Origin of the sequence: Paludifilum halophilum (assembly GCF_002245355.1) — a bacterium.
Lineage (GTDB): Bacteria > Bacillota > Bacilli > Thermoactinomycetales > DSM-45169 > Paludifilum > Paludifilum halophilum.
Genome location: NZ_NOWF01000003.1, coordinates 314,666 through 337,267, shown reverse-complemented (window position 1 = coordinate 337,267; position 22,602 = coordinate 314,666). Strand labels below are relative to the sequence as shown.

The 22,602-nt window shown below is 51.8% G+C and carries 20 protein-coding genes and 2 tRNA genes; 8 read left to right on the top strand and 14 right to left on the bottom strand.

Features of this window, described 5'->3' with window-relative positions:
• Position 1: 1 nt before the first annotated feature.
• The 4 genes from CHM34_RS06805 to CHM34_RS06790 all read right to left on the bottom strand — a co-directional run bounded on the left by CHM34_RS06805 (position 2) and on the right by CHM34_RS06790 (position 1,868).
• A complete protein-coding gene (locus CHM34_RS06805; RefSeq protein WP_094263832.1) occupies positions 2-457 on the bottom strand; it encodes a hypothetical protein in 456 nt (151 codons plus the stop codon).
• A gap of 15 nt (positions 458-472) precedes the next feature.
• Positions 473-790 (bottom strand): hypothetical protein, encoded by a 318-nt coding sequence (locus CHM34_RS06800; RefSeq protein WP_094263831.1) that lies wholly within the window; start codon positions 788-790, stop codon positions 473-475.
• Between the two features lie 14 nt (positions 791-804).
• A complete protein-coding gene (locus tag CHM34_RS06795; protein WP_094263830.1) occupies positions 805-1,434 on the bottom strand; it encodes a hypothetical protein in 630 nt (209 codons plus the stop codon).
• A 236-nt stretch (positions 1,435-1,670) separates the two neighbouring features.
• A complete protein-coding gene (locus CHM34_RS06790) occupies positions 1,671-1,868 on the bottom strand; it encodes a hypothetical protein (protein WP_094263829.1) in 198 nt (65 codons plus the stop codon).
• A gap of 526 nt (positions 1,869-2,394) precedes the next feature.
• Here CHM34_RS06790 and CHM34_RS06780 point away from each other — a divergent pair.
• Positions 2,395-2,751 carry a hypothetical protein gene (locus CHM34_RS06780; protein ID WP_094263827.1) on the top strand — a complete coding sequence of 119 codons (357 nt, stop codon included), beginning with the start codon at positions 2,395-2,397 and terminating at the stop codon, positions 2,749-2,751.
• 11 nt (positions 2,752-2,762) lie between these two features.
• Here CHM34_RS06780 and CHM34_RS06775 read toward each other — a convergent pair whose 3' ends face one another.
• The 4 genes from CHM34_RS06775 to CHM34_RS06760 all read right to left on the bottom strand — a co-directional run bounded on the left by CHM34_RS06775 (position 2,763) and on the right by CHM34_RS06760 (position 6,564).
• Positions 2,763-3,380 carry a hypothetical protein gene (locus CHM34_RS06775; protein ID WP_094263826.1) on the bottom strand — a complete coding sequence of 206 codons (618 nt, stop codon included), beginning with the start codon at positions 3,378-3,380 and terminating at the stop codon, positions 2,763-2,765.
• Positions 3,381-4,661: an HNH endonuclease gene (locus CHM34_RS06770; protein ID WP_094263825.1), complete on the bottom strand. Its 1,281-nt coding sequence runs from the start codon at positions 4,659-4,661 to the stop codon at positions 3,381-3,383.
• Positions 4,662-4,768: 107 nt separating this feature from the next.
• Positions 4,769-5,869 (bottom strand): hypothetical protein, encoded by a 1,101-nt coding sequence (locus CHM34_RS06765; RefSeq protein ID WP_094263824.1) that lies wholly within the window; start codon positions 5,867-5,869, stop codon positions 4,769-4,771.
• 458 nt (positions 5,870-6,327) lie between these two features.
• Complete coding sequence (locus CHM34_RS06760) at positions 6,328-6,564, bottom strand: hypothetical protein (RefSeq protein WP_094263823.1); 237 nt, start codon at positions 6,562-6,564, stop codon at positions 6,328-6,330.
• Between the two features lie 273 nt (positions 6,565-6,837).
• Between CHM34_RS06760 and CHM34_RS06755 the strand changes: the two genes are divergently transcribed.
• A tRNA-Leu gene (locus CHM34_RS06755) sits at positions 6,838-6,922 on the top strand.
• 407 nt (positions 6,923-7,329) lie between these two features.
• Here CHM34_RS06755 and CHM34_RS06750 read toward each other — a convergent pair.
• The 4 genes from CHM34_RS06750 to CHM34_RS06735 form a co-directional block, all read right to left on the bottom strand.
• Positions 7,330-7,803, bottom strand: a complete 474-nt coding sequence (locus CHM34_RS06750; protein WP_094263822.1) for a trypsin-like peptidase domain-containing protein — start codon at positions 7,801-7,803, stop codon at positions 7,330-7,332.
• A 27-nt stretch (positions 7,804-7,830) separates the two neighbouring features.
• Positions 7,831-10,515 (bottom strand): phosphoenolpyruvate synthase, encoded by a 2,685-nt coding sequence (locus tag CHM34_RS06745; protein ID WP_094263821.1) that lies wholly within the window; start codon positions 10,513-10,515, stop codon positions 7,831-7,833.
• 57 nt (positions 10,516-10,572) lie between these two features.
• Positions 10,573-11,199 carry a TetR/AcrR family transcriptional regulator gene (locus CHM34_RS06740; protein WP_094263820.1) on the bottom strand — a complete coding sequence of 209 codons (627 nt, stop codon included), beginning with the start codon at positions 11,197-11,199 and terminating at the stop codon, positions 10,573-10,575.
• A gap of 147 nt (positions 11,200-11,346) precedes the next feature.
• Positions 11,347-14,895 (bottom strand): heparinase II/III domain-containing protein, encoded by a 3,549-nt coding sequence (locus CHM34_RS06735; RefSeq protein ID WP_094263819.1) that lies wholly within the window; start codon positions 14,893-14,895, stop codon positions 11,347-11,349.
• 278 nt (positions 14,896-15,173) lie between these two features.
• Here CHM34_RS06735 and CHM34_RS06730 point away from each other — a divergent pair.
• From CHM34_RS06730 to CHM34_RS06715, 4 genes are all read left to right on the top strand, one after another.
• Positions 15,174-15,250: transfer RNA gene (locus CHM34_RS06730), tRNA-Pro, on the top strand.
• Between the two features lie 256 nt (positions 15,251-15,506).
• Entirely contained in the window at positions 15,507-16,214 is a 708-nt protein-coding gene (locus CHM34_RS06725) for an alanyl-tRNA editing protein (protein ID WP_094263818.1), read from the top strand.
• A 258-nt stretch (positions 16,215-16,472) separates the two neighbouring features.
• Entirely contained in the window at positions 16,473-16,967 is a 495-nt protein-coding gene (locus CHM34_RS06720) for a DUF1648 domain-containing protein (RefSeq protein WP_169713630.1), read from the top strand.
• 111 nt (positions 16,968-17,078) lie between these two features.
• On the top strand, positions 17,079-18,302 hold the full coding sequence (locus tag CHM34_RS06715; protein WP_094263816.1) for a transglutaminase-like domain-containing protein: 1,224 nt from the start codon (positions 17,079-17,081) through the stop codon (positions 18,300-18,302).
• A 98-nt stretch (positions 18,303-18,400) separates the two neighbouring features.
• Here CHM34_RS06715 and CHM34_RS06710 read toward each other — a convergent pair whose 3' ends face one another.
• Entirely contained in the window at positions 18,401-19,234 is an 834-nt protein-coding gene (locus CHM34_RS06710) for an HAD family hydrolase (protein ID WP_094263815.1), read from the bottom strand.
• 232 nt (positions 19,235-19,466) lie between these two features.
• On the opposite strand from CHM34_RS06710, the gene CHM34_RS06705 reads away from it, so the two are divergent.
• The gene (locus tag CHM34_RS06705) at positions 19,467-20,030 is read left to right on the top strand and encodes a uracil-DNA glycosylase (protein ID WP_094263814.1); all 564 of its coding nucleotides are present in this window, start codon (positions 19,467-19,469) and stop codon (positions 20,028-20,030) included.
• 1 nt (position 20,031) lies between these two features.
• Here CHM34_RS06705 and CHM34_RS06700 read toward each other — a convergent pair whose 3' ends face one another.
• The gene (locus CHM34_RS06700; RefSeq protein ID WP_094263813.1) at positions 20,032-20,727 is read right to left on the bottom strand and encodes a B3/B4 domain-containing protein; all 696 of its coding nucleotides are present in this window, start codon (positions 20,725-20,727) and stop codon (positions 20,032-20,034) included.
• A 159-nt stretch (positions 20,728-20,886) separates the two neighbouring features.
• Here CHM34_RS06700 and CHM34_RS06695 point away from each other — a divergent pair, with 159 nt between their 5' ends.
• Positions 20,887-22,590 (top strand): ABC-ATPase domain-containing protein, encoded by a 1,704-nt coding sequence (locus CHM34_RS06695; protein WP_094263812.1) that lies wholly within the window; start codon positions 20,887-20,889, stop codon positions 22,588-22,590.
• Positions 22,591-22,602 lie beyond the last annotated feature (12 nt).

Below are 22,602 nucleotides of genomic sequence, written 5' to 3'. Positions count from 1 at the left end.
CTCAGGCCCCCTTGATTAACCGCTGTTGTTTTCGTTTCTTCATTGACAGCCCACCCGGTCCGAACAGGAACCAGTTAGCTAGCTCGTCAAGTTCCTCCGGTTCCGGCTGTTCGCCGGTCTGTACGATATAGGCGTTAGTAAGGTTTGCGATAGCTACGCCCTTTAACACGGGACACTCGATATTCTGAGAGACGAGCAAGGTAACCTCTCGCGAAAACATCTCCGCGGGAGTATCGCCGTCGTTAAAGTGGTAGGTCTGGTCGTGCTCTTCGTCTGATTCTTCCGGTATTTTTTCGAGTTCAGCTACCAGGCTGTTATATTCGTCGTCAATATCCCGGAAATATTCCTTTTCGGTAGGCCAGCTCTCCGGGTCATCGGGATTCCAGGGCGTAACCCTGGCCCGCAGGAAGGCCTCCCGTGCTTCGATTCTTTGCAAAAATTCCATCCGCTTCGACATTGTTAACTCCTCCTGTTATTTTTTCCTCTCTATGTCTACAATAGCCTCAAACCTGGCCGTTCCCTGCGCTTCTAGGTGCTTGCGCTTTACCTCAGCGCGGTTAGCCACGGCGTAATCATGGATAAGCTGGTTAGCCATTGCGACGAAGTCGTACTCCCATTCGTTAGCATCGAAAACACCGCGCTCCCGTATTACCTTTCGCTTAAACGTAAAAAGCCCGAGGAGCTTAGTCTCAATCTCATCGTACATAGTTAACTCGTACATAAATTCGTTATAACTCGTCTCTTTCATACGGAATAAATACCCTTGGTACTTGAATTGGGCTCGTTTCATTCTTTAGCCTCCCACTAAAGTATTTTTACGAATTGATGAGGCTTAATCTTTCTTTTCTGTTTTAAAAAGTCGGCAGAGCCGTCGAACCTGGCCAGCGCCTCCTCTAGGTCGTCGCTAACCGTTCCGAAACGCTCTTTGTAAACGCGCATCAAGTGGTCGGCGTAGAAAAATCGCCCGGCCCCTTTCACGACTCGTGCGATTTCCTCTCCTTGCCAGATATAGGCGTTGTAATAGACCGTGCAAGGATACGTCCCGAAGTCTAGCCACACGTCCGAGGTCTTCGAAACGGTTTCTAGCTTAACGCCTTTCCGTGCCATCTGCTCCGTTAACTCATCGACTACCTTTTCTCCGGCTTTAATTACAGCTTGGCCTTCTTCCCATTCCTCGACTATACGGAGGTAATGGTCCGCGAGTTTCTGAACGTATTCGGAAACCTCGCCGCCCTTCGTCAGCTCCTCCCGCTCAAATACAAAACGAGACGCCCGCAGGTCATCGACCGCGGACGCCACCAGGACGATGATTTTCCCTTTTAACGGTCCCTTTCGTTTAACCTCGATGACTACTCCGGGTTGTCCACTCCATTCCTCGAGGGGCTCACGAGCGGGGACCGTTACGACTAGTCCCGGCTTAAGTCTCCTTCGCATTACTCGTCCTCCGGTGGAATCTTGATTTCTAGAAAGCCGAGGCCGAATAGCCCTCATCCTTCAACCTTTCCTATTCCTAAAACAAACTTGTTCCAGGTCCAGTTAAAAACCATATCTCATTCCTCCTGGTTTTCTTCTTCGTCCATAAACTCCTTAAACTCGCTAGTAACCCCCGCAATCTCTTTTCGGGAACTTCCGACCAAACCAAAAACGGTCCACTTTCCATAGTGGACCGTTTAATCACCTTCATACGTTTCTTTTTCGACAGCGTTGGCAACCCTGCGGAGCAACTGCTCGGCCATGGCCGCGATATGGCTAAGGTTGACGTTATCTTCCGCGCTCACTATGTCGTAAATCGTTACTACTTCGTTCTCTTCCTGTCCGTCTTCCTGGACCTTAAAAACAAGCGAAATTTTCATATTCCTTTCGTCCATAAAAAGTCCCCCTAATGGTTTTTAGTCATATAAAACGCCCGCCTGTTTGGCGAGCGTAATTACCTTTTGAACTGTCGACCTCATTTTCAGTTTTCACGTTAAGCCTTTCGTCGTCTTCGGAGTCCCGCATAATAATAAATCGAGGGAGCCACTCGGTACCATGCTCCGCCCATCGGAATCGTAGTATTTTTGAGTAAGGTTATTCGTTAAGTTTCTTACATATCCTTAAAGGGGGAATGAACTTAAATTCCGACAGTAGCTCGATTATTTCTTCGCGTATTTAAGCTTCCCGTCCGCCTTAAGTCGTTTTACAGACGCGATAACCTTGGTTACGTTGCATCCTAGAATGTGGGATACCTGGTTAAGCGTATATCCGCGACGGACCCAGAATAGAACACGGTTATCGAATCGTTTTTTCCTCGCCCAGGCGGCTTTTTCCCCCATTTTATCGAATCCCCCTTGTTATTTTTCGTGGAGTTTGGATATAATGGAAACAACATCTATCGTGCGAGAGGAGTATGTCGTAATGGCTTTCGTGCCTTATTCCGCTAGGGAGGGTCGGCCCTCCACTCATATGTCCCTCACCATTGACAAGGCGGGACGAATTTACCTTAATAAAGCTCTACAGCAGGAGCTAGACGCAGTCGATAAAACCGTAAAGCTATACATCGCATACGACCCGGAAAAGAAACGTATCGGCTTGGCTAAGCCCGAGGACGTCGACTTGGAGGGCGTGATACCCCTAACGTTCGGGAAAGACAGGTCTTACGCGTCTGCTCGAGGTTTCTTAAGCCGGTTCCGAATCGAACAGAATGAAAGCCGTAAATATGTTTATTCCGGAACTGAAGGCAATTGGATGTCCTTTGAGCCCGTATACGATTAAAGCCCCCCGATTTATTTCGGGGGCTTTTTCGTGTTCGGAAACCTTGGTCGGGATTTAATCGAGTTCAATACCTCTTCAATCTGTGCAGTGGTGTGCACTAAGGCTCCGCCGTTGTCGATTACGAAATCGGCCGCGACTTCACGCGCGAACCGCTCCGACTCGTGCCCCATAAAAGAAGGGTCCCAGCGGTCTCCACGGGCTTCCATGCGCGTGATACGGACAGAGAGTGGGGCGGTTACCTTTACGATGGTCCCCCGGTACTTATCGCGGATAAGGTCGAGTTCATTCTGGAAACGAACGTCGGTCGCGACCAGGAGCACCTGCTCCTCAAGCTCTTTATAAAACCGAGCGAGGCGTTTTACCCGCTGGTCTAACGCATAGACCCAGATATCCGGGTTAATGTCCCGCCAAGCGTGGGTGCCGTAGTCGATAAGCTCCTGGCGATTTTTCTCGAGGTTCACCACTTTGATAACCTGGCGGCGGTTCCCCTGGATGCCCTTCTGGCGCCCGTAGAAATACTTCATTTCATCACCGTAGGCCACACGTCGGTATCTGTAGTACTCCTTCAAGTAACGGGCTACCGTATCCTTTCCGACCGCGGCCTCGCCAACAAGCCCAATAAAATTCACTTAAACCGCCTCCTTTTGGATTTCCGCGCATTCGACCCGCTCGATAAGCCGCTCGACTTTTTTTCGAACATAAAAAAGACGCCCTTTATCGGCGTCCGGGTTATTCGCTATATAATTGTCGAGGTATTCGAGGAACTGGCCGGGAACCGAGCGCCCGTCCTGTCCGTGTACCGCGTGGAAGGAGCCCTCGTACCGGCTAAGGTGATGACGAGCGCAAAGGGTCACGCCGTTTCCCTCCTCGTACCGGTAGTCGCGGTATTTCGCGAAGGAAAAGAGGTGGTGCGCCTGGGGCTCGCGGGTCGAACCGCACAGGACACAGCGCTCGTTATCACGGGCCAGGACGTTACGCCGCCATCGGCGATACTCGGAGGACCTACGGGACTCCTCTAGCTCGGCCAGTTCCTCCGCAGTCAACTTATCGCCGGTTACAAGATTAACCCCGCGCGTGCGCCTCGACTGGCCCTCGTTCTTGCATTCGCGACAACCGCGGCCCTGCCGCCAGGCGTCCGGGGACTTCAGGGTAACGTGGCCTTCCGGGCAGATATGCGGAATCAGGGTTTGACTCATCACATATCCCACTCCCTCCGGCAAGTCCCAGCCTTTTTTACGGAGCTCCTCGCGATAGGAATCCGTCGAGCCCTTTTCACGCCCTGCACAGCGCGGGCAGGAGCCACGGCCGTAGAGGTACTCCTGCGGCATCCGGACGCCTTCCCAGCCACAGCCCGGCGCGAGGCAACTAATCCGGATACGGCCCATTACCCCTCTCGGCTCCTCCAGCGCTTCGAGCCCGCGCTCCAACAGCGCCGCCGTTATCGACTCCGGAGTCCATTTCGTCCGCTTCCGCGGTCCCCGAGCGGACCAGCATCCGGAGCATTTACAGCGGCGGCAGTTGTTGACGAAGGAGGCGGAAGTGGTGTCGTACTCATTTCCCGCGGGGCAGACGGTCGGGAGATTCTGGTGGCTGTTAACGTAGTCCTCGACGCCAAACAAAGCGGTATACCCGTCGGCCTCAAGCGCGGCTATAAACCGATTGGCCATTTCGCGGCGGACATGTTCGTCCTTACATTCTCGGCACCCGCAGTCCTTAGCAAGGTCACGTACGAACCTGTCTACGCTATGCCCCTCAGGACAGCAAAGAGGAGCCTTGTCTTCCCCATTCGCAGGCACCCACTCAGGCTCCCGAATACTCCATCCCGGAAGATAAACCGCCAGGGCGTCCTCTACCCGCTCCCGGCTCCAGCGCTTGCCCCTGTACTTTTCCACGTAAAGCTCCTTGTTCATATATCTACCTCCGCGTCTTTTATCCCGTAAATCCTTAAAGGGGTAACCGACGGAGGTTTCGACAGTTTTTCGCATAAAAAAAGCGCCCCCGGTAGGAGGCACGAGGGTTAAACCGCTTGTTGTTTCTTGATGATATTAAGTGCTCTTTTCGCCGGACCTTCCGCGCATCCAGTTTCCCGACGCAGGCGGGGCCGTCCACACTTGCCTTCCTTCTGGATGATTTCCAGCGCTACCTGGACGAGTTCCTCCAGTTCGGGGTCCAGTTTTCCGCCCTCCAGAACCTTCAGGCTGGAGCCTCCAGTTTTACGGCTGGAGCTGGAGGTTTCGGATTTCTGGACGCTGGAATCGCTGGAGATGGATTTCCGGGCCGGCTGGAGGCTGGACGTGATGGTTTCGCTGGAACCCTTATCGGTACGGCTGGGCGACTGGCCGGACCCTTCGGCCGGTTCCTGGACGCGGGGGTCCTGGCTGGAATCCTCAGCGCCGGAGCTGGCCGGGCTGGGGATTTCGGACTGGACGGCCTCCAGTTTTTCCTGGACGGGCTGGACATCGTTGGAGCTCCCAGCTCCAGGACTGGCCGTAAAACTGGACGCGCTGGACGGCTTGCTGAGGGCTCCAGAAAACTGGAGATGGACGTCGGATTCCTGGACGGCATCCAGTTTTTCGCTGGAGCGGGAGCTCGAGCTGGAACTGGACGGGCTGGAGGATTCGCTGGAGCTGGACCCTCCAGCAGATTTCTGGACGCTGGAACTAAATTTCGGGACGGCCTCCAGTTCTTCTTCGTTGACCCCCGAGCTGGAGCTGGATTTCTGGACGTTTTCCCGGAGGCTGGAGCTGGATGTATGCTCTTTCTTCGCGATTCCAGCCGTAGAGTTTTCCAACAGGACAACAACGAGCGGGAAGATAACGAAACCGGCCACGCCCTCGAGTCCATAGGCCAGTCCCGCGCGGAAATTCGTGTACCCGATGAACAGTCCGCAGACGATAGTCCCTATAACCACGGGAGCGGGAGCCGTCCCGGCTTTTCGACGGTAGTACATGAGGCCGACGACAAATATAACAAGTGCTAACTCCATGGTCGCGGTAGGAATAATCGCCCAGACTCCCCGCTGTCCGATATCGTAGTAAAATTCCAAACTATGACGAAACGACATGGAAAGCGACCCGGCAAAGACGAGAAACCCGCCTACAACGAAGAACCAAACCACCGCTCATCCCCTCCTCGTACAATTAATCGGAAAATTTTTAGTCTAGTTTATCGATAGACAAAGCATACCATAATGTTTTACATTTGTAAACCTATTTCTTTTTATCTCATCAGGCTCTCCAGCCCGGTCTTACAATTCGTATTACCCTTTTCGTCCTCATCCAGAGACCGGAGACGGTCAGGACTTCCCGAGACTGGACCGTGTCGTCCTTGGACCTGGTCATACTAAAACTATGACCAGACTCGACGTCGTCCAGGTTCCCCACCAGTTTATTACGGTTCCTTTTGCCGACTTCTAGTATGTCGTCAATATCGGCCAGAGGGAACCACGCCTCTCCACTTCATAACGTATTTTGCTACTTTCTCTCGCATCACAACCTCCTTTAAGTAGTTCGAGTTGTTTATCGAAGAAAAAAGGATACAAAAAAGGCGCCGCCCTGTAACGGGGCGGCATTAGTTTCACCGAATGAGCGTAAGGTCTCCGTCCTTAATGGCGCGGTCGAACATCGTACCAGGTACCCCGAACTTAATTCCGTTTCGGATATAGATAACGTTAACCGAGTTCTTCTTCATCGGGTTCCACGCAATATCGAAGATACGGTACTCGTTGGTGTGCTTATCGGCGTAAGTTTCCCCGACAGAGACGACGGTGGGCTCCTTATCGAGCCGGTCATGAATGTCGACGAGATTATACATAAGAAAATCCCCCTTCATGAAGTCTTGCGTATCCTTAAAGGGGAAGGGAGGGCGATTTTCGACGATAAACGGAGCAGTTATTTGGGGTTGACTTTTTACGCAAGGCATGCTATATTAATAATTGTCGTCAGCCGCGCACTATACCACTCGCGCACGACTTGACGAGACGATTTTTACGCAGGGGTATTTATCCGAAAAAAGGAATCGTACGAAGTGACGTGGATAAGACGTACCCCTCGGAAGGCGGAAACCGCATAACTATTACGTTTACGGGCCGAAGTGGCGGAATTGGCAGACGCGCACGACTCAAAATCGTGTCCCTTCGGGGGTGTGGGTTCGAGTCCCACCTTCGGTACCAATTTTATTGAAACAATAGGGATTCCCAATAATGGGGATCCCTATTTTATGTCCGATTTGCAATTCAAAATAATATGAAGGGATAAAACGAACCCAAACAATCGGGGGTAGACAATGAGGAGAGTAAACAAATATTGAGTACCGAATTTCGAACCCAGTAATTGGGGAAACGGGTCAATGATTTAGAAATGCCCAACACAATGTTTATGAAGGACTGCACAATAAGAAATCTGGTCAGATAGCACGGTTACATTCTACAGGGAATGAACTTCGATCATATTTTAAACAAATTGATGAAGAAAATCCCAACCTAATTACGGCTGACAAAATCATTTGAATAAGGGTTCCCGACCCTTCATATTTCTTTTATCGCGCCCCGATTCCTGCCTGACATAAAGTAATGACTGGCTAATCATTAAGCATGTTATTCTGTACTGGTTTTTGGTTGTAATTTAGGTCTTGTGTGTCTTCGTCTAATGCACAAGCATAGTACTCCGAACCGCTACCAGCTACATTAATACCTATTTGTGTTCTCCCTACTCCACTTTTCACATTCCACAATGGACCACCACTATAGCCGTGATCAATAAAGGCGCCATGTTGAATTACATCAAACAATGAATCATAGTTGGTAATACCACCGATACTTTTACACTGATAGTCATTAGGATAACCGGAGGCTACTACTTGTTCCGACTCATCAACATCGGCCCTCATCGACCAATTATACACAGAATCGAAAGAGTACTCAGGATCAATCGTTAAAACTGCGTAATCATAACGAAGGACATCATAAGTAAATTCTGCAGGGAACCCCTCTCTTATGTTTTTAATCGGGGAGGATCCTGGTTGTGAAAACACCGAGGGAAAAGAAGGATCCATGTGAAGGGTCTCAACTAAAATCCCCGCCTACATTTCTTGAAGCCTTCCAGTACCTTGTTCATCCATGATTTGAACATAGCCCCGGGAGCCGTCCACTCGGATGTACTGACCGTCCCGGATGGTTTTTATGGCTTCGTCGACACCGACGACAGCCGGAATTCCGTATTCCCGAGCCACGACCGCTCCATGGGTCATCATACCGCCGACTTCCATCACTAAGGCTTTGGCGGAGTGAAACAGAGGGGTCCATCCCGGATCGGTAAAAGGGGCAATCAGGATTTCCCCGGGCTTTAGCTCGGCTTTTCCCGGGTTCAGCACGACCCGGGCGTAACCCTCAGCCACTCCGGGGGATACCGCCGTACCGGGTAAAGAACCTTCCGGAATGTTCGGATCCTGTCTCAGCCCTGTCACCACTTCTCCTTCGCTGGTGATGACGCGGGGAGGGGTCCGTTTTTGGTGTTGCTCGTATTCCTTCTTCCGTTGATCGATGCGTTCTTGTACCGATTCGGTGGAATGACTTTTCAACAAGGCCAGGATTTCGTTCAGCGTCAGATAGAAGACATCCGTCCGGTGTTGAAGGACTCCCCGCTTCACCAGTCCATCTGCTTCATCCAGAATCGCCCGCTTGTATAGATCGAAATGCCGGACCATCATGTACTTGGGATGTTCGCGAAGACCCATGACGTTTCGATAGACCGTGATCAGGCGTTTCATCCATTTTTCTTTGATAACTCCGCCGCGAGTTTGTCGGACCTGTGAGAGGATGGATTGGGCGGCCTGTTCCGCATCTTTTTTTCCCTCTCTGAAATTCTCCCGATGTTCTCCCGGCTTCACATTTTGAATATGGTTCAAAATGGACGGCACCAGCTGAGCAGGTGCTTCCCGCCAACGCGGATTGGTGATGTCGATTTCTCCCGGACACCGCATGCCGTATCGGTCGATAAAGCGATCGAACGGCTTTTGAAAAACATCTCCGCCGGGGATTTGATCCCATCCTGGATCGAGGGGATCTTTCCCATTTCGTAAAGCGGCGATCACTTCCGGATAGGGACGGGCTTCATCCGCCAAATCTCCCAGGGCGAGACCCATTTCACTGGTTACGTTTCCGGTCAGGGATTGATTCAAACGGTGGACGTCCCGGTCATGTCCCAGCCAGCGGATGGAGAAATGTCGGATCATTTTTAGGGTGATCAGTCCTGAGAGCAGGTACGGTAAAAAATGTTGGAATAGACTGAACATCAATGACCCGACGTTTTTCTGGATTCGTTGGATTCGGTCTACACCGGATCTCCCGGCCAAACCCCTTTGGCTGTTCTCGACAAATCGTTCCATCCATTCATTGCATGAACGAAGCGCTTGGGAAGAGTCACGGAAGATCAGGTTTTTCGCTACATCGACGGCAACCGGTCCCATGATTCGGCGTGCTTTCTTGACGACCTGTTTATCAGGGACCGCCTGTTTTTGAAAAGCCTCCCGCTGTATGATTTCGGAAATGGCATGACTGATCCGCTCGTCCACATTGCTCAACATACGGGGGAATATTTTTTGACCGGGTTTCCAATATAACAGGTCGGTGGGATCGATAAACAAACGCCCTCCCGCTTCCAACATGACCCGACTTTCCAAGGTGGGATTCTCTTTTCCAAAAGGAAACAGTGTACGCAAAAGGGAAATAGCCAACGGTTTCATGGCCTCGGTCATCATTTGTTGATGACCGAAAGAAAAATAGACACGGAATTTTTGATCCTTTACAGGACCCGGAAGCGGATAGAGAGAGGTGATGGGACGACCTTGCAGAACCAACCATTCCCCGTCCGCCAAAGCCCACTCAATGTCCTGTGCTATTCCGTAATGTTTTTCGATCTGTTGCCCGAGTTGAGTCAATTCAACAATCTGTTGATCGGAAAGGGCCTGGCTTTTTTGTTGGCCGAGCGGGATTTCCCGGGTAACGGTTCCGCCCTCGGGCAAGGCGTAAATGGCTGTTTTCTTTTCGGAGACCTGTTTCTTGATGATTTGCCCGGAACGAACCTGATATAAATCCGCTGACACGATTCCGGATACCAGGGCTTCTCCCAAACCAAAACTGGCATCCATGGAGGAGGTTTTTCGGTGTCCCGTCACAGGATCCGCAGTAAACAGGATTCCGGAGACTTCGGGAAAAACCATTTGCTGGATGACGACAGAGAGAAATACGGAACGGTGGTCAAACCCGTTTTTGATACGATAAGCAATGGCTCGGTCCGTAAATAAGGAAGCCCAACAGTTTTGAACCGATTGAAGCAGTTGATTTTCCCCGATCACGTTTAAAAAGGTTTCCTGTTGACCGGCGAAAGAGGCTGTGGGCAAGTCTTCGGCGGTGGCACTGGATCGAACGGCATAAGCGGCATGGGTTCCTGTCTGTTTCCACGCTTGTAAAATGGCGGATCGGATTTCCTCCGGCATGCTCAAGGACTTCAAATGCTCCCGTATCTGCTTGCCTAAATGGCTGATGCGGTCCAACTGATCAGGCTCCAGCCGGTTGAGCGGCTCCAGTAGCCCATCCAGTTCCCGGCTGGTTTCAATAAAGGCCCGATAGGCGGCTGTGGTGACACAAAATCCTTTTGGAACCGGGAAACCGGCTTGGGTCATTTCACCCAGGTTGGCTCCTTTTCCACCGACATCCTTTAAACAGGTCTGATCGATCTCCTGAAAAGACAACACATATTGGGACATGTTTGTTCCCCCTTGGATTCTCAAAACCGTGACTCCACTTCCCTCAAGGGATTCAAGTCACCGCTCTGAGAGGGATTTCAAGTACAAACGGACAATGGCTTCGATCTGTTGGGAATCCGGTCGGCGGGGCGGACGGTCGGGCGTCATCAGGCCGTCCAGAAGGACATGCGTAAGCAGGGGTCCGACAAACATCCGCGCCGCCGCATCCGCATCTTCAAAATGGGCCCATCCTTGCCGGCGGGCTTGTTGTAAATAAGCGGTGATTTTTTTTAAGACTCGCACCGGTACCGTAGATCGAAAGAGTTCACCCAACTTTGGAAATCGAATGGATTCGGAGAGAATTACTCGGATCAATGCCAAATAATCCGGTTGCATCAGCGTGGTGATAATGGTTTCTGCCAGGTGGTTCAATCCCTTTTGAAAGTCATCATAGGTTTCCAAGGGTGCATGATCTGCCTTTAGCGGAGAGGGGTCTTCGAAAAACCGGTGAATCAGTTGTGTTAAAACGTCGGCGAGAAGTTCCTCTTTTCCTGCATAATAGCTGTACACCGTCTGTTTGGAGACCCCGGCTCGGGCCGTGATGGCATCCATACGGGTTTCTGCGAACCCGTGTTGGAGAAATAACTGTTGGGCCGCTGTGCGGATTTGTTCCCGCTTGGCTTGTGCTCTCGGTGAAAGGCTCATCAAGTGAGTTCCTCCTGGTTGGGTATGATCAAACTGAACCGTACAGTTTGATTTTAGGCCGGATTTATCTTTGTCGTCAAGTCAAAATCATTGGTATCGTATGAAATAAAAGATCCCGGTGGATCGAGCCAACCGGGATCTTTCCCTTTATCGGTACCACTCACTGGACAGGGGAAGGGTCCACTGGGCTCCTTTTTTGATGTTGTACCGGTATCCCTTGGAGATGTTTTTCGGATTTTTGTACTGACGGATCAGGGTGGTGTCCCCTAGGTGGAGGGTATAGACGTTGTCTCGATTTCTCTCCGCCCTTTGGATGGTGTAGGTGGCATTTTGTCGTCCGTCGTTTTCAATGATGATCTGGCGCCCGTTGAAGGATTCCGGATCGGGGCAATTTCCCTTAACGCGTACGGTGAGTTGGTTGTTTCGGGTTATTTCCCGGGTGAAATCCAGGATTTTGCCGGTGAGACGTCTCTGCCTTCGGTGGAGGAGGGGCGGTTTCCCATCCGGTTGCAGGAGGGTTCCGTCGCTGAGGAAAGCGTAAACGGGCTGACCGTTTCGCTCCGAGTAGACACCGAAAAATCCTTGGAACTGAAACCGGCCATCCACCGTATATCGCATTTGGGGGTGGAGGGAATGGACGATGTAGTCGGTTCGTCCGTTGTTCAGCACGACTTGGACTGCGGCGGTATCCGGGCCGGAAACCCTTTTTCCCTTGACGGTGAGCGGGACGGTCCGAACGGAATCGATGTTCGGTGAATTTTTATAGGGTTCGATCACGGAAATGAACTGAGTTTGCAAATCTCGGCTCTTCCGGTGGGCGATCAGGTAGCGCAGATGATCCGGGTTTCCGGGAAGTTTGGGAGGATAGCCGTTGGCCAGGGCCACCTCGTCCACCTCGTTGAGCAGGGTCAGCCGAAGATGGATATCCGCTTTTTCCGGAAGGACGTTCCAGGTATCGTCGATACACCAGTCCACGCTGAAGGGAACTTCCGGCTGTAGGGCCCGCTCCACCCGGTCCAGGTAATGGAATCCGCTCCCGGCGTAAGCCCAGCCTTCGGGCTGGTCGGGTTCCTTTTCGCCGAATGCGACATCGGTTCCGGCGTAGGTTCCTCTCGTTTGCGGGATCAGGTGCAGGCCCTGGGTGGTGATCTTCCCCGCGGCTCCGTGGAAGCTGAAGTGATGCTCACGGCCGCCCTTGACCCGAAAAAAGTCAACGGTGTAGGAGTTTTCCCTGTCGATCCTGATCATGGCGCTGGTTCGCCGATAGCATCGGGTTTGCGGGTAGACATGAGGAGCTTCCACATCGATCAGCTGAACCCGGCCCTCCTTTTCCACATGATGGGGGATGGCAGCTTGTAAGTCCTTTTGTTTACCTCGGTCGACGACGACAGTATTGTGACTGATGGTGTGGCTCACCCATTCGGTCCGGGTTTTGAAGTTTTCCGGGTAACCCAGATCCGGGCTTAAATCGAGACCGAAGCCATACAGTCCGATGTTAAGCGTATCCTTGTGACCGTGTTTTCCGACGAGGTTCCGCCCGTAGTACATCCACAGGCCGCGCAGGGTCGGTTTTTGGATCTGCCGGGCCGATCGGTGTGGAGCTTGAGGATTCCGTAAGAACAGGCGGGAGAGGGCCAGGCCGTATCCAAGGGCCTCCTTGTTTTTCCCTCGGTTCACGAAGGTGAGGGTGTGGGTGCCTCGGGTCAACCTCCTTTTTCCTAACCGTCTGACCTGCTTTCCTCCTGATCCGTAAAAATTTAGTTCCGTTAGGGGCCGGTCGTCGATCCGCACCTGATAGCGGCCATGATAGGTGGAATGCAAAATCTCGATATCGAGGACATATGCATCGGTGCTGGGAATGTTCAACCGAAAGGCGATGCGCTCTCCCGGACGGTCAGCCCTCATGTGAACGGCTCCGCTTGTTTCGTAATCGTCCTCAGGGATGCGAAAGGCATCCGGCACATGACGGCTGATGACATCCGTTTCCGATATCACGGCGCCTCGGTGTGTCGTTACCTCTCCTGAAGCCATGAGCCGCTTGAGATCCGGGAAGCGGTAGGCGATCTCCGGATTCGGTCGGATGTCCCGTCCGTCCCGCAGGGCGGTGAAACCGAATCCGGGCAGGTGAGTGCTGTTGAGGCGGAGTTCGCCCTTTTTTTCGATCACCCGGCGCATCTCCCGAAAAATTTTTTCCGGATCGGCGGAGAAAAGATCTCCATGAAGGCCGTCCAGGGAATATCCGTTCAGAAAATGGGCGGTTTGTGCATAGACAGGATCTCGGTACTTTTCAAAGGCTTTTACGTGTTCCCAGATCGTTCCGACGATTTCTGGGTTGCCGGTTTTCAAGGAATCGCCAATGGCAGGGGTATATCGGCCGCTCATCATCAGCGGCCAGCGGGTGTCGAACATCTTTTTGAATTTGACGTTTCCATACAAATCGGCTTTCGGATACCGGTGATACCTTTCCAGGATGTCAGCGACTCCCCGGATTTGTCCGAGCCAGTAACGGTTGTACTGGGTGGAGGGCTCGTCGCCGAATCCGTCCCGGTCGACGCGGTCGACCAAGGTGGTCAGCATATTGCCGCCGGTCAAATGCCAATCCGGTCGGGAGCGTAGGCGTCCGGGTTGGAAGATCCAGTCGATCCATTCCTCGGACGTCCCCGCCTCATCCAGCACCACAGCGGCCATGGCCAAGGCGCGTTGATGCATCCCGAAATTACCCCGGATTTCAGTCCTTTTGACGGCAGGGAAAATCTCGCGGAGAAGCCGGTTTTCGATATGGACCCGAATGGCGTCGACGCTGTCCTTGGGATTTTTCAGGCGGTAGTCTTTCGCTTTCCGACTTAAAAAACCGACGACACCCGCTTTTTCCATTCCGGGAAAAAAGGCGTCGTAGGCGGAGAGGTAGTCTGTGACAGCGGTCGCTTCCCAGATGCTGCCCCGAATTTTGCCTTTTCCCGTACCGCCGTGGGAGTTGAGGTAACCTTCCTCGGTTTGGTAGGGGTCGAGGTTCATCTGCGGATAGAGATCGGCGATCCGGTCCAGCAGAATGATTCCACCCCGGCAATACTTGGGGTCTCCGGTATACAGATAGGCGTCCCGGAAAGCGCGGAGGGCGTTGTCCACCACCCCGCCGTGCCAGATGTGCCAATGGATGTAGTAGGCGATAAAGGTCCAGCGGTTCCCCTCTTTGTCCACCCATCCAAACCCGTCGTCCACTCCCCAATCTTCCCCTTTTTCCGGATAAAGCCTGTTTTTTAAATACCGTCGGTTGGCCCGCTTGGGATCAAAAAGGCCGTGTGGATCCAATCCGCTTTCATAATAGGATCGGAAGTCGTTGGTGGGGAACTTGAAACCGCTGGAAGGGTCCGTCAGTTTCCAGGGTTCGTTTTTGGGATCTGCCTGCCATCCCCGATATCCGTATATTTCATTAAACTTCTTCCCGGTGACGGGGGAACCCCAATTGTAGTTGACGGCGAAGCTTCGGGGCAGGGTTGGGGGAGTGATCAGTCTCCACAGGCGGTCCCATCCGTATGTGAGGTACTTTTCTGCGTTGGCGACGGCTTGATCCCGGATGCGGCGGGCCCACTCATATCGATCGATATGAGTCCGGGCATTGTCGACACGGTCTTGAGTATAGTACGTACTCCGGGTTTTCGCCGGATGCCAACCGACGGACTTCCCTTTGACAGGCATCTGATTCCCCCCTGGTTTGGTTGATCGATAAACAGAAGGTGAGATGAATGACTCTCCCCTTAATTAACCTCTCAGGGTGGTGGGATGATGAGGGAGATGATTTTATGGCGTTTGATACCGCAATGATTCCGGTCAGTTAAAAAAGGAGTCCTTGAGCCGCTTGAAATATAAGAAAGTGGATCCCCCTGGGATTGGATAAAAGTTTTCCTTGTTCAAAGGCACCCATCTGTTATATAATATTTCTTGCGGTATTGAAATCCAAAACACAACGCAGATATCGGGGCGTGGCTCAGCTTGGCAGAGCACCTGCTTTGGGAGCAGGGGGTCGCAGGTTCAAATCCTGTCGCCCCGACCAATAACGACGGACCGTTGGGTTCGTCTTTTTTAATGGAAGGATATATGCTTTCGATGGAGAAAAGAAGAAAGGGTCAGCGGAGAAGATCCATCTGTTTCCGGTGAAATTCGCAGAAAATTGAAAGGCTTATATCGAAAAACCAATCTGTATATACTGGAGCCAGATTGCAGAGTCCACGCACTCTTAACGGAACTCTTCATTTTCCGCACAAGAATGCGATGGATGAAAAAGCAGATCGAGTGAGGTGTGACGAATCATGACAGAGAAGCTTTATGTGGATGATCCGTTTCTTAAAGAAACAACCGCGCGGATTAAGAAGATCAGCGGGTGTCACATGACACTGGATCGAACGATTTTTTACCCGGAAGGGGGTGGGCAGTTGGGTGACCGAGGATGGCTGGGGGGCTATCCGGTGGTTGATACTCAGAAACACGGGGGAAGGCTCCTGGCACATCCCGATTTCCCCGAAATCAAAGTGGACACGGAAGTGGTTCACATTTTGGATCAGGAACCGGAAACCCTTGAAGAAGGATCGACGGTAGATATTCAAATCGATTGGCCCAGAAGATATCGGTTGATGAGGATGCATTCCGCATCACACTTGATTTATCATCATATGTTCAATGTGTTTGGTGATATGAAACTAAAAAGCTGTCGAATCGGGGAAGACAGGGGTCGCTTTGATTTTTTCACGGATTACAAGTTTACGCGAGAGGGATTAGACGAAGTGGAAGGACTGGCCAATGAATGGGTGGACCAGGAAATTCCCATCGAAATGAGATCCGTTGCCGGTGAAAAAGAGGCGAAAGTATGGATTTGCCGCGATTTGCGGATCCCATGCGGTGGAACCCATGTCAGCAATACAAGAGAAATAGGAAAAATGTCACTCAAAAGAAGAGGGAAGAATCGGACAACGGAACGGGTTTATATTCAGCTGGAGGATGACACAGGGAATCAACCTTGACCGCTAATGACAGGCCATGAAGGCTTGTCTTCTTTTGAGCGATCATGGAAGAGAATTCATTGGATGTTGAGTCTTTCCGAATGGAAGGAGCGGCGGCACGTTGCCTTGATCAAGATGAAACCTTCACGGTGACCGTACATGATTCTTTTTACTGTACCCCCGGGTTTCATCCTTTGCTCGGCTTGTTTGGACAGGACTTGTATGGATGGCATTCGCTTTCTCCGTTCATTAATGATTGGAGAGGGGGAGGTTTTCACGATGGAGCATCCCCGGATCCACATAAAAAAATCGAAAATGGAATGGCTTCATGATCTCATTTGTATCACTTTGTTCGTTGGTCTTTTCCTCTATTCAGCCTATATTTGGCCGCATTTACCGGATCAGATTCCCATCCATTATGACTTGCAAGGGAAGGCAGACCAATGGGGAAGTAAATGGTTTACGCTGCTGTTGATTCTTCTGATGTTCCTTATTTATCTAGGATTCACGATTTTAAGGAAATACCCTCATCAGTTTCATTATCCCAGTCGTTTAACAAAAGAGAATGCAGAACATTTTTATAGAAACGCAAACCTGATGATTAGCTGGTTTAAATTGGAAACCATCATTTACTTCTCAATATTAAGTAAAGATTTCATTGATTCAGCTGTGAACCCGTCGAACTTCATGAATGGTTCCGAGTTTTTGATTTGGATTTTTGTCATGATTCTCACGATCGTATATTTCCTCATCCAACGGCGTCATATTAAATAACTTTTAGACCGATGATTTCCTGGCCAGTAGGCGAACGATTGTGAATCAGGGGACATGTGAAGGAAGTGTGTGCAACATGGAACGAAAATAAGCTAAAGAGGGGACATAAATATGTCTACAGACAGTCGTGAGGTTTGTTATGACTATCACTTTCGTAATAGAAGAAAAGGAAAAACATTGGTTTGGATGTCGAAAATCCCCTCTTATTCGGCTCAAACGGCGAAGTTGCTGGAGAGAAGTCATACACCAAAACAGGTGAACAGCGGGTTGGATCATACGCTGGAGTATTTTGAGTTAGATCCGGGGGAGGAACTCCATTACCGTTACCGGATTGACATTCATCCCGTTGATCAGGAAACGGCGAGGCCGGCCCGTCTTAGCCAAGCGGAAAAAAACGATTATTTAAAATCGACAACCTATGTGACCATCACACCGGAAATCGAAGAGCTGGCTCGTTCTCTCTGTAAAGATTTAGATGGTACCCGAGAAAAGGCCTACACTTTATTTCGTTATGTGGTTCGCCGGTTTCGTTATTCTGCTCGAGTAAAAAAAAGAGGCACCATCCTTTTTATAAAATCCCGAAAGGGAGACTGCGGAGAGTTTGCGGCTTTGTATGCCGCTCTCTGCCGTTCCGTAGGTATTCCCTGCCGAATGGTTGTTGGAAGCTTTGCCGTTGACAAGAACCAATACCATGTGTGGAATGAAGTTTTTCTGGAAGAAGGATGGATTCCCGTCGACACCAGTATGGCCAATGTACAGTTGAAGCAGCCGTGGCGATTTTTATTCAGCAACATTCGCACTTTCAAGCCGCATCGATATTTTGGGCAAACCGAAGGGCAAAGAATCGCCTTTTCCCTTGGTTCAAACATTCCCTGTGTCCCGACGTATCCCGATTTCCATAAAATCGATAAGGAGCAAACCAACGAGTTCTCGATGCAGCTGGGAGAAGAAACGATTGTGTGGGGAAAGGGAATCTTGAAAAACGGGGAAATCCCGTATCTGCAGCCGATGTATCTCTATTATGAAGAAGAACTAAAAAAGCCAAAGGTGACGGATTACCTCGGGGATTGGAAAGTTACGGAGAAAGGGAGAAGGAATACTTATTTAATGGTGAAAAAGGGGGCTGGATATGCTACTCTCCTTTCCGCCTTGCTTCACTTTTTGTTTTCCTACACGATATTCAGTATTCTTTATACTGTTTTTGGACTGGTGTATGCGGTGATGTCCGTGCTTCGACGGGAACGGACCGTTTTTTTCTCCCTGATTTCTCTGATTTTGTTAGGGATCCATTTATTTGTTCTGGTTGCTTACTTGAGTCTCAAATTTCTTTCATAAGACTTTGAAAAGCCGGCGAAAAATCGACGATCATCCAAAAAACGGCTCCTCCCCGGGCAGGGGGAAGAGCCGTTTTCTCTGTATTCGTCCGTCTTATCTCATTCCACAGCTTGGGGCATCGTTTTCAACAGATGATTCCGGATGAAGTGGGAGACGCCGGCTTCTTCGTTGCTGGGGACCAGGTTTTTGGCCGCGTGGATCAGGTGGGGATGGGCGTTGGCGACGGCGGCGTTGGTGCCGGCGATTTGGATCATGGACAGGTCGTTGAGGTGGTCGCCGATAGCGGCGCATTGCCGGGGTTCCAGGTGGAAGCGTCGCGCCAGCTTGGTTAGTGCGTTTCCCTTGGAGATGTTCTTCGGCATGATTTCAAAGTAGTTGGCGGAGGATTGAACAAACTCCAGGGAATCGCCGTAGGTTTTGCTCCAGTCGTGAAGGTGGGGCATCGCCTCTTCTTCAGCGACGGCGACCAGTTTGAGCCAGGGGACCTGGGGCAGATCGTTGTAGCTGGGGATCAGTTCCAGAGAGAGTCCTTCCCCTTGTTCCAGGGCCGCCTCCGTCGACGGGCTGATCCCGGTGGCGTAGATCTTGTCCAAGGTATAGATGAAAATGTCTGTGTCGACGGTCAACCGGGACAGTTGTTCCACCAGTTCAAAAACGGTTTTTCGCTCCAGGGTGGCAACCGGGTGGAGTTGATCGGAGGCAGGTTCGTAGATAAGGCCTCCGTTACAAAGAATCACCGGCAGATCCACCTTCAATTCATGGATAAACCGTTTCGCTTCCCTATAACTGCGCCCTGTGGCCAGGGTGAACCGTCCTCCCCGGCGCCGGAAGGCGTCGATGCTTTGCCGGTTCTCTTCGGGAATCTCTTTGGCAGCGGTAACGATCGTACCGTCGATATCGGAGACCAGCATCGGATAGATGAGATCGGACAATTTGGATCACTCCTTTGCCGTTCAATTCTGATGGTAACGAAAATGTATGAATCACGATTAAACGGCAGGTTAAAATCTGTTGTTTATTTTTATGGGTAACGATTATTTCACGGTAGTATCAAAATAGTATACCATATATTTTATTCGATAAAAAAGAGAGTTTGGGCATAGATCGGTTGGCAGATATTTGGGATAATGGCATCGTGCATCCTGAAGAAGAAGGTGAAAGCGAGTGGAATTGGAGACCGTACACCAACGATATGCGGGCTGTACCCGTTGTCCGCTCCATGAAAGAAGGACCCATATCGTGATGGGGGAAGGAAATCCCGAATCCCCTCTGATGTTCGTCGGGGAGGGTCCGGGGGCGGATGAGGACCGGCAGGGAAGGCCTTTTGTGGGAAGGGCGGGCCAGTTGCTCGATCGGATGCTGGAGGCGGCGGAAATCCCCCGGAAGGATATTTTTATCACAAATGTGGTCAAATGTCGGCCCCCCGGCAACCGGACTCCCACGGAGAGGGAGATGGAGACCTGCAAAGCGATTCTTCGGGAGCAGTTTGTCGCCATTCGCCCGGTTGTGATCGTGACTCTGGGATCCGCTCCGACTCGGTCTCTGATTGATCCCCAAGCGAGGATCACCAAGGTTCGGGGGCGATGGTACGAAAGAAAAGGTGTCCGGATGATGCCTACCTTTCACCCGGCTTATCTTTTGCGCAATCCCGCCAGCAAACGAGAGGCCTGGGAGGATTTTCAGGCGATCCGGGACGCTTACCGGGAGATCCTGGGCCAGGAGGGTTGACTCATCGAATTTCAGTTTTAACCAGTTGTCCGCCGTGGATTTGTACGAAGCTGTGCCCGATGGCGGTGAGGGTATCCGCTAAATCATCCTCCGGTTCCCCAACGGCAAATACCGCCTGTATGATTCGTTCCGTCTCCTCCGTCACCTGTGTCCGGCGGGAGTCGACATAAGGGCTGCCAAAGGGGCCGGTATCGTCCTGGAGCAACAGTTTGTTTTTCATCGAAACCTCTCGCCCGTTCACTCCGGTGTAGCTGTCTTCTTCCGCCCCGATACCGCACCGGATCGATCCTTGGATGGAATCGCGGTTGTAAATGCCGAGTGGAAGCAAATACTTGAGTGAAAAGTAGTTGTTTAAATCAACGGCGCTGTTGACGGATGACAGGGAACCGCCCTTTACGACCCGGCGCAGAAGGGATTCGGAAGAGGGCCGGTACCGGGAGGGGGAAGTCCCCAAGCGCTTGAAAGCTTCCCGCCAGTGCCGGACCGCCTCCAGCTGTGCCAAATCGGAAGGGGTATATTCCGCACGGAGTTGATCGGTAAAGATTTGGACCTGTTTCCCCAGCTCGGGGGTGGAGGGGCCCACATCGCACCCTTCGTAGTGGATGATTCCGAGGAGGAAAGAGGGCAGGATTTTTTTCAAGTCCGGATCGACAGAAATCTGCAACGTTTGCTTTACACCTCCGATAAAAGGTACCATAATTCCGATATCCTTTTTCCGTGTTTCGGAGAACAGCTTGGAATTATTATCCTGACCGAAGGGTATCAGTATACCATGTTTGCGGGGATGCCTTCAAGGATTCCGGTACATACCCGGGATGCATCACCGCACAGTCGGAAACGGAGGAGGAATTCATCGATGAACCGATTAAAGCAAATCTTATCCCGCATCGACGGACGAGGGTACAAAGCCTATAAGGATATTCAAGGGGAATACCGGTTTCCCGGGTTTCGCCTTTTTATCGATTATGTCCAGGGAGACCCCTTTGCCGCCCCTTCGCGGATTCGGGTCCGGATGGATCAAGAAAAGGCCGGTTATCCGAAGGAATGGTATGAACAACCCCACCGCCGAGTGGCATTGGAGGACTGGATCACCCGTTTGTGGTCAAAGAAAGCCGATCGCTACTCCTTCAGGGCCAAGGGAACAGGAAAAAGCGGTATGATCGCCGTGGACCGTCCCGGCCAGGAGATTTTGCCCCGTACCTCTGTCGTTGTTAATGACCAGTTCGTCGAGGTGAGGGTGACGGTTGGTCTGCCGGCGCGGGGGCGCTCGGTCCTGGGACGGAAAGCGGATGAAATGCTATGCGATTATCTGCCCCGCTTGGTGGATGAAGCGCTCCCGGTCGCATCATTGGATCCGGAAAAGGTTGAAGAGCGGATGCGGCTGGTGGATAACCAGCAAGCGGTCCGTGCGTTTTTGGCGGAAAAGGGGTGGATCGCCTTCGTCGCCGACGGAGCCATCTTGCCCCGGGAGAGCGGAATCAGCGACAAGCCCCTTTCCTCCGGCCAGGTGATCCGGTTCCGCTCACCGGAATCCCTCCAGGCGACGGTGGATGTCCCCCACGGGGATCCGATCCGGGGGATGGTGATCCGGGACGGAATCACTCTCATCGTCGGCGGCGGCTATCACGGGAAAAGTACTTTACTTAAGGCATTGGAGCGGGGAGTCTATGATCACGTGGCAGGAGACGGTCGGGAGTATGTGATTACCTCCGATACGGCAGTCAAGGTTCGGGCGGAGGACGGACGCCGGGTGGAAAAGGTGAATATCTCTCCTTTTATCAACAATCTTCCCTTCGGGCGGGATACCGAACGATTTTCCACGGAGGATGCATCCGGAAGCACATCCCAGGCAACCAATATCGTGGAAAGTCTGGAGTTGGGGGCCGATTGCCTCCTGATCGACGAGGATACCAGTGCCACGAACTTTATGATCCGGGACGGCCGGATGCAGCGATTGGTCGCCAAGGGGAAAGAGCCGATCACACCCTTTATCGATAAGGTGCGTCAACTGTATGCGGAGCGGGGCACCTCCAGTGTCCTTGTCTTGGGCGGTTCCGGGGACTATTTCGATGTAGCTGACACGGTGATTATGATGGACGAGTACCTCCCCCATGAAGTGACGAGTGAGGCGAAGGAGATCGCCCAGTCCCGGGAGAATGACCGGACGGAAGAAGGCGGAGAACGGTTTGGTGAGGTGACGCCCCGCCATCTGCTTCCCCAGGGCTTTAACCCGAGAAAAGGGAAAAAGGAGAAAGTGGATGCCAAAGGGTTAACCACCATCGTCTTTGGCACGACAACGGTGGATCTGTCGGGAGTGGAACAGTTGGTGGACAGCAGTCAAACCCGGGCGATCGCCGACATGATGCGCCGGTTGGGCAAACAGGCCGACGGGAAGCGGAGCTTGAAGGAGCTGATCGACGACTTGTACCAGGAGGTGGAAAGGTCCGGACTGGATGCAGTTTCCCCCTTCCGCGGACAGCACCCCGGAGATCTGGCCTTGCCCCGCAAGCTGGAACTGGCCGCCGCTCTCAATCGTCTCCGTACATTGAAGGTCCGTTAAGGAGTGAATCGA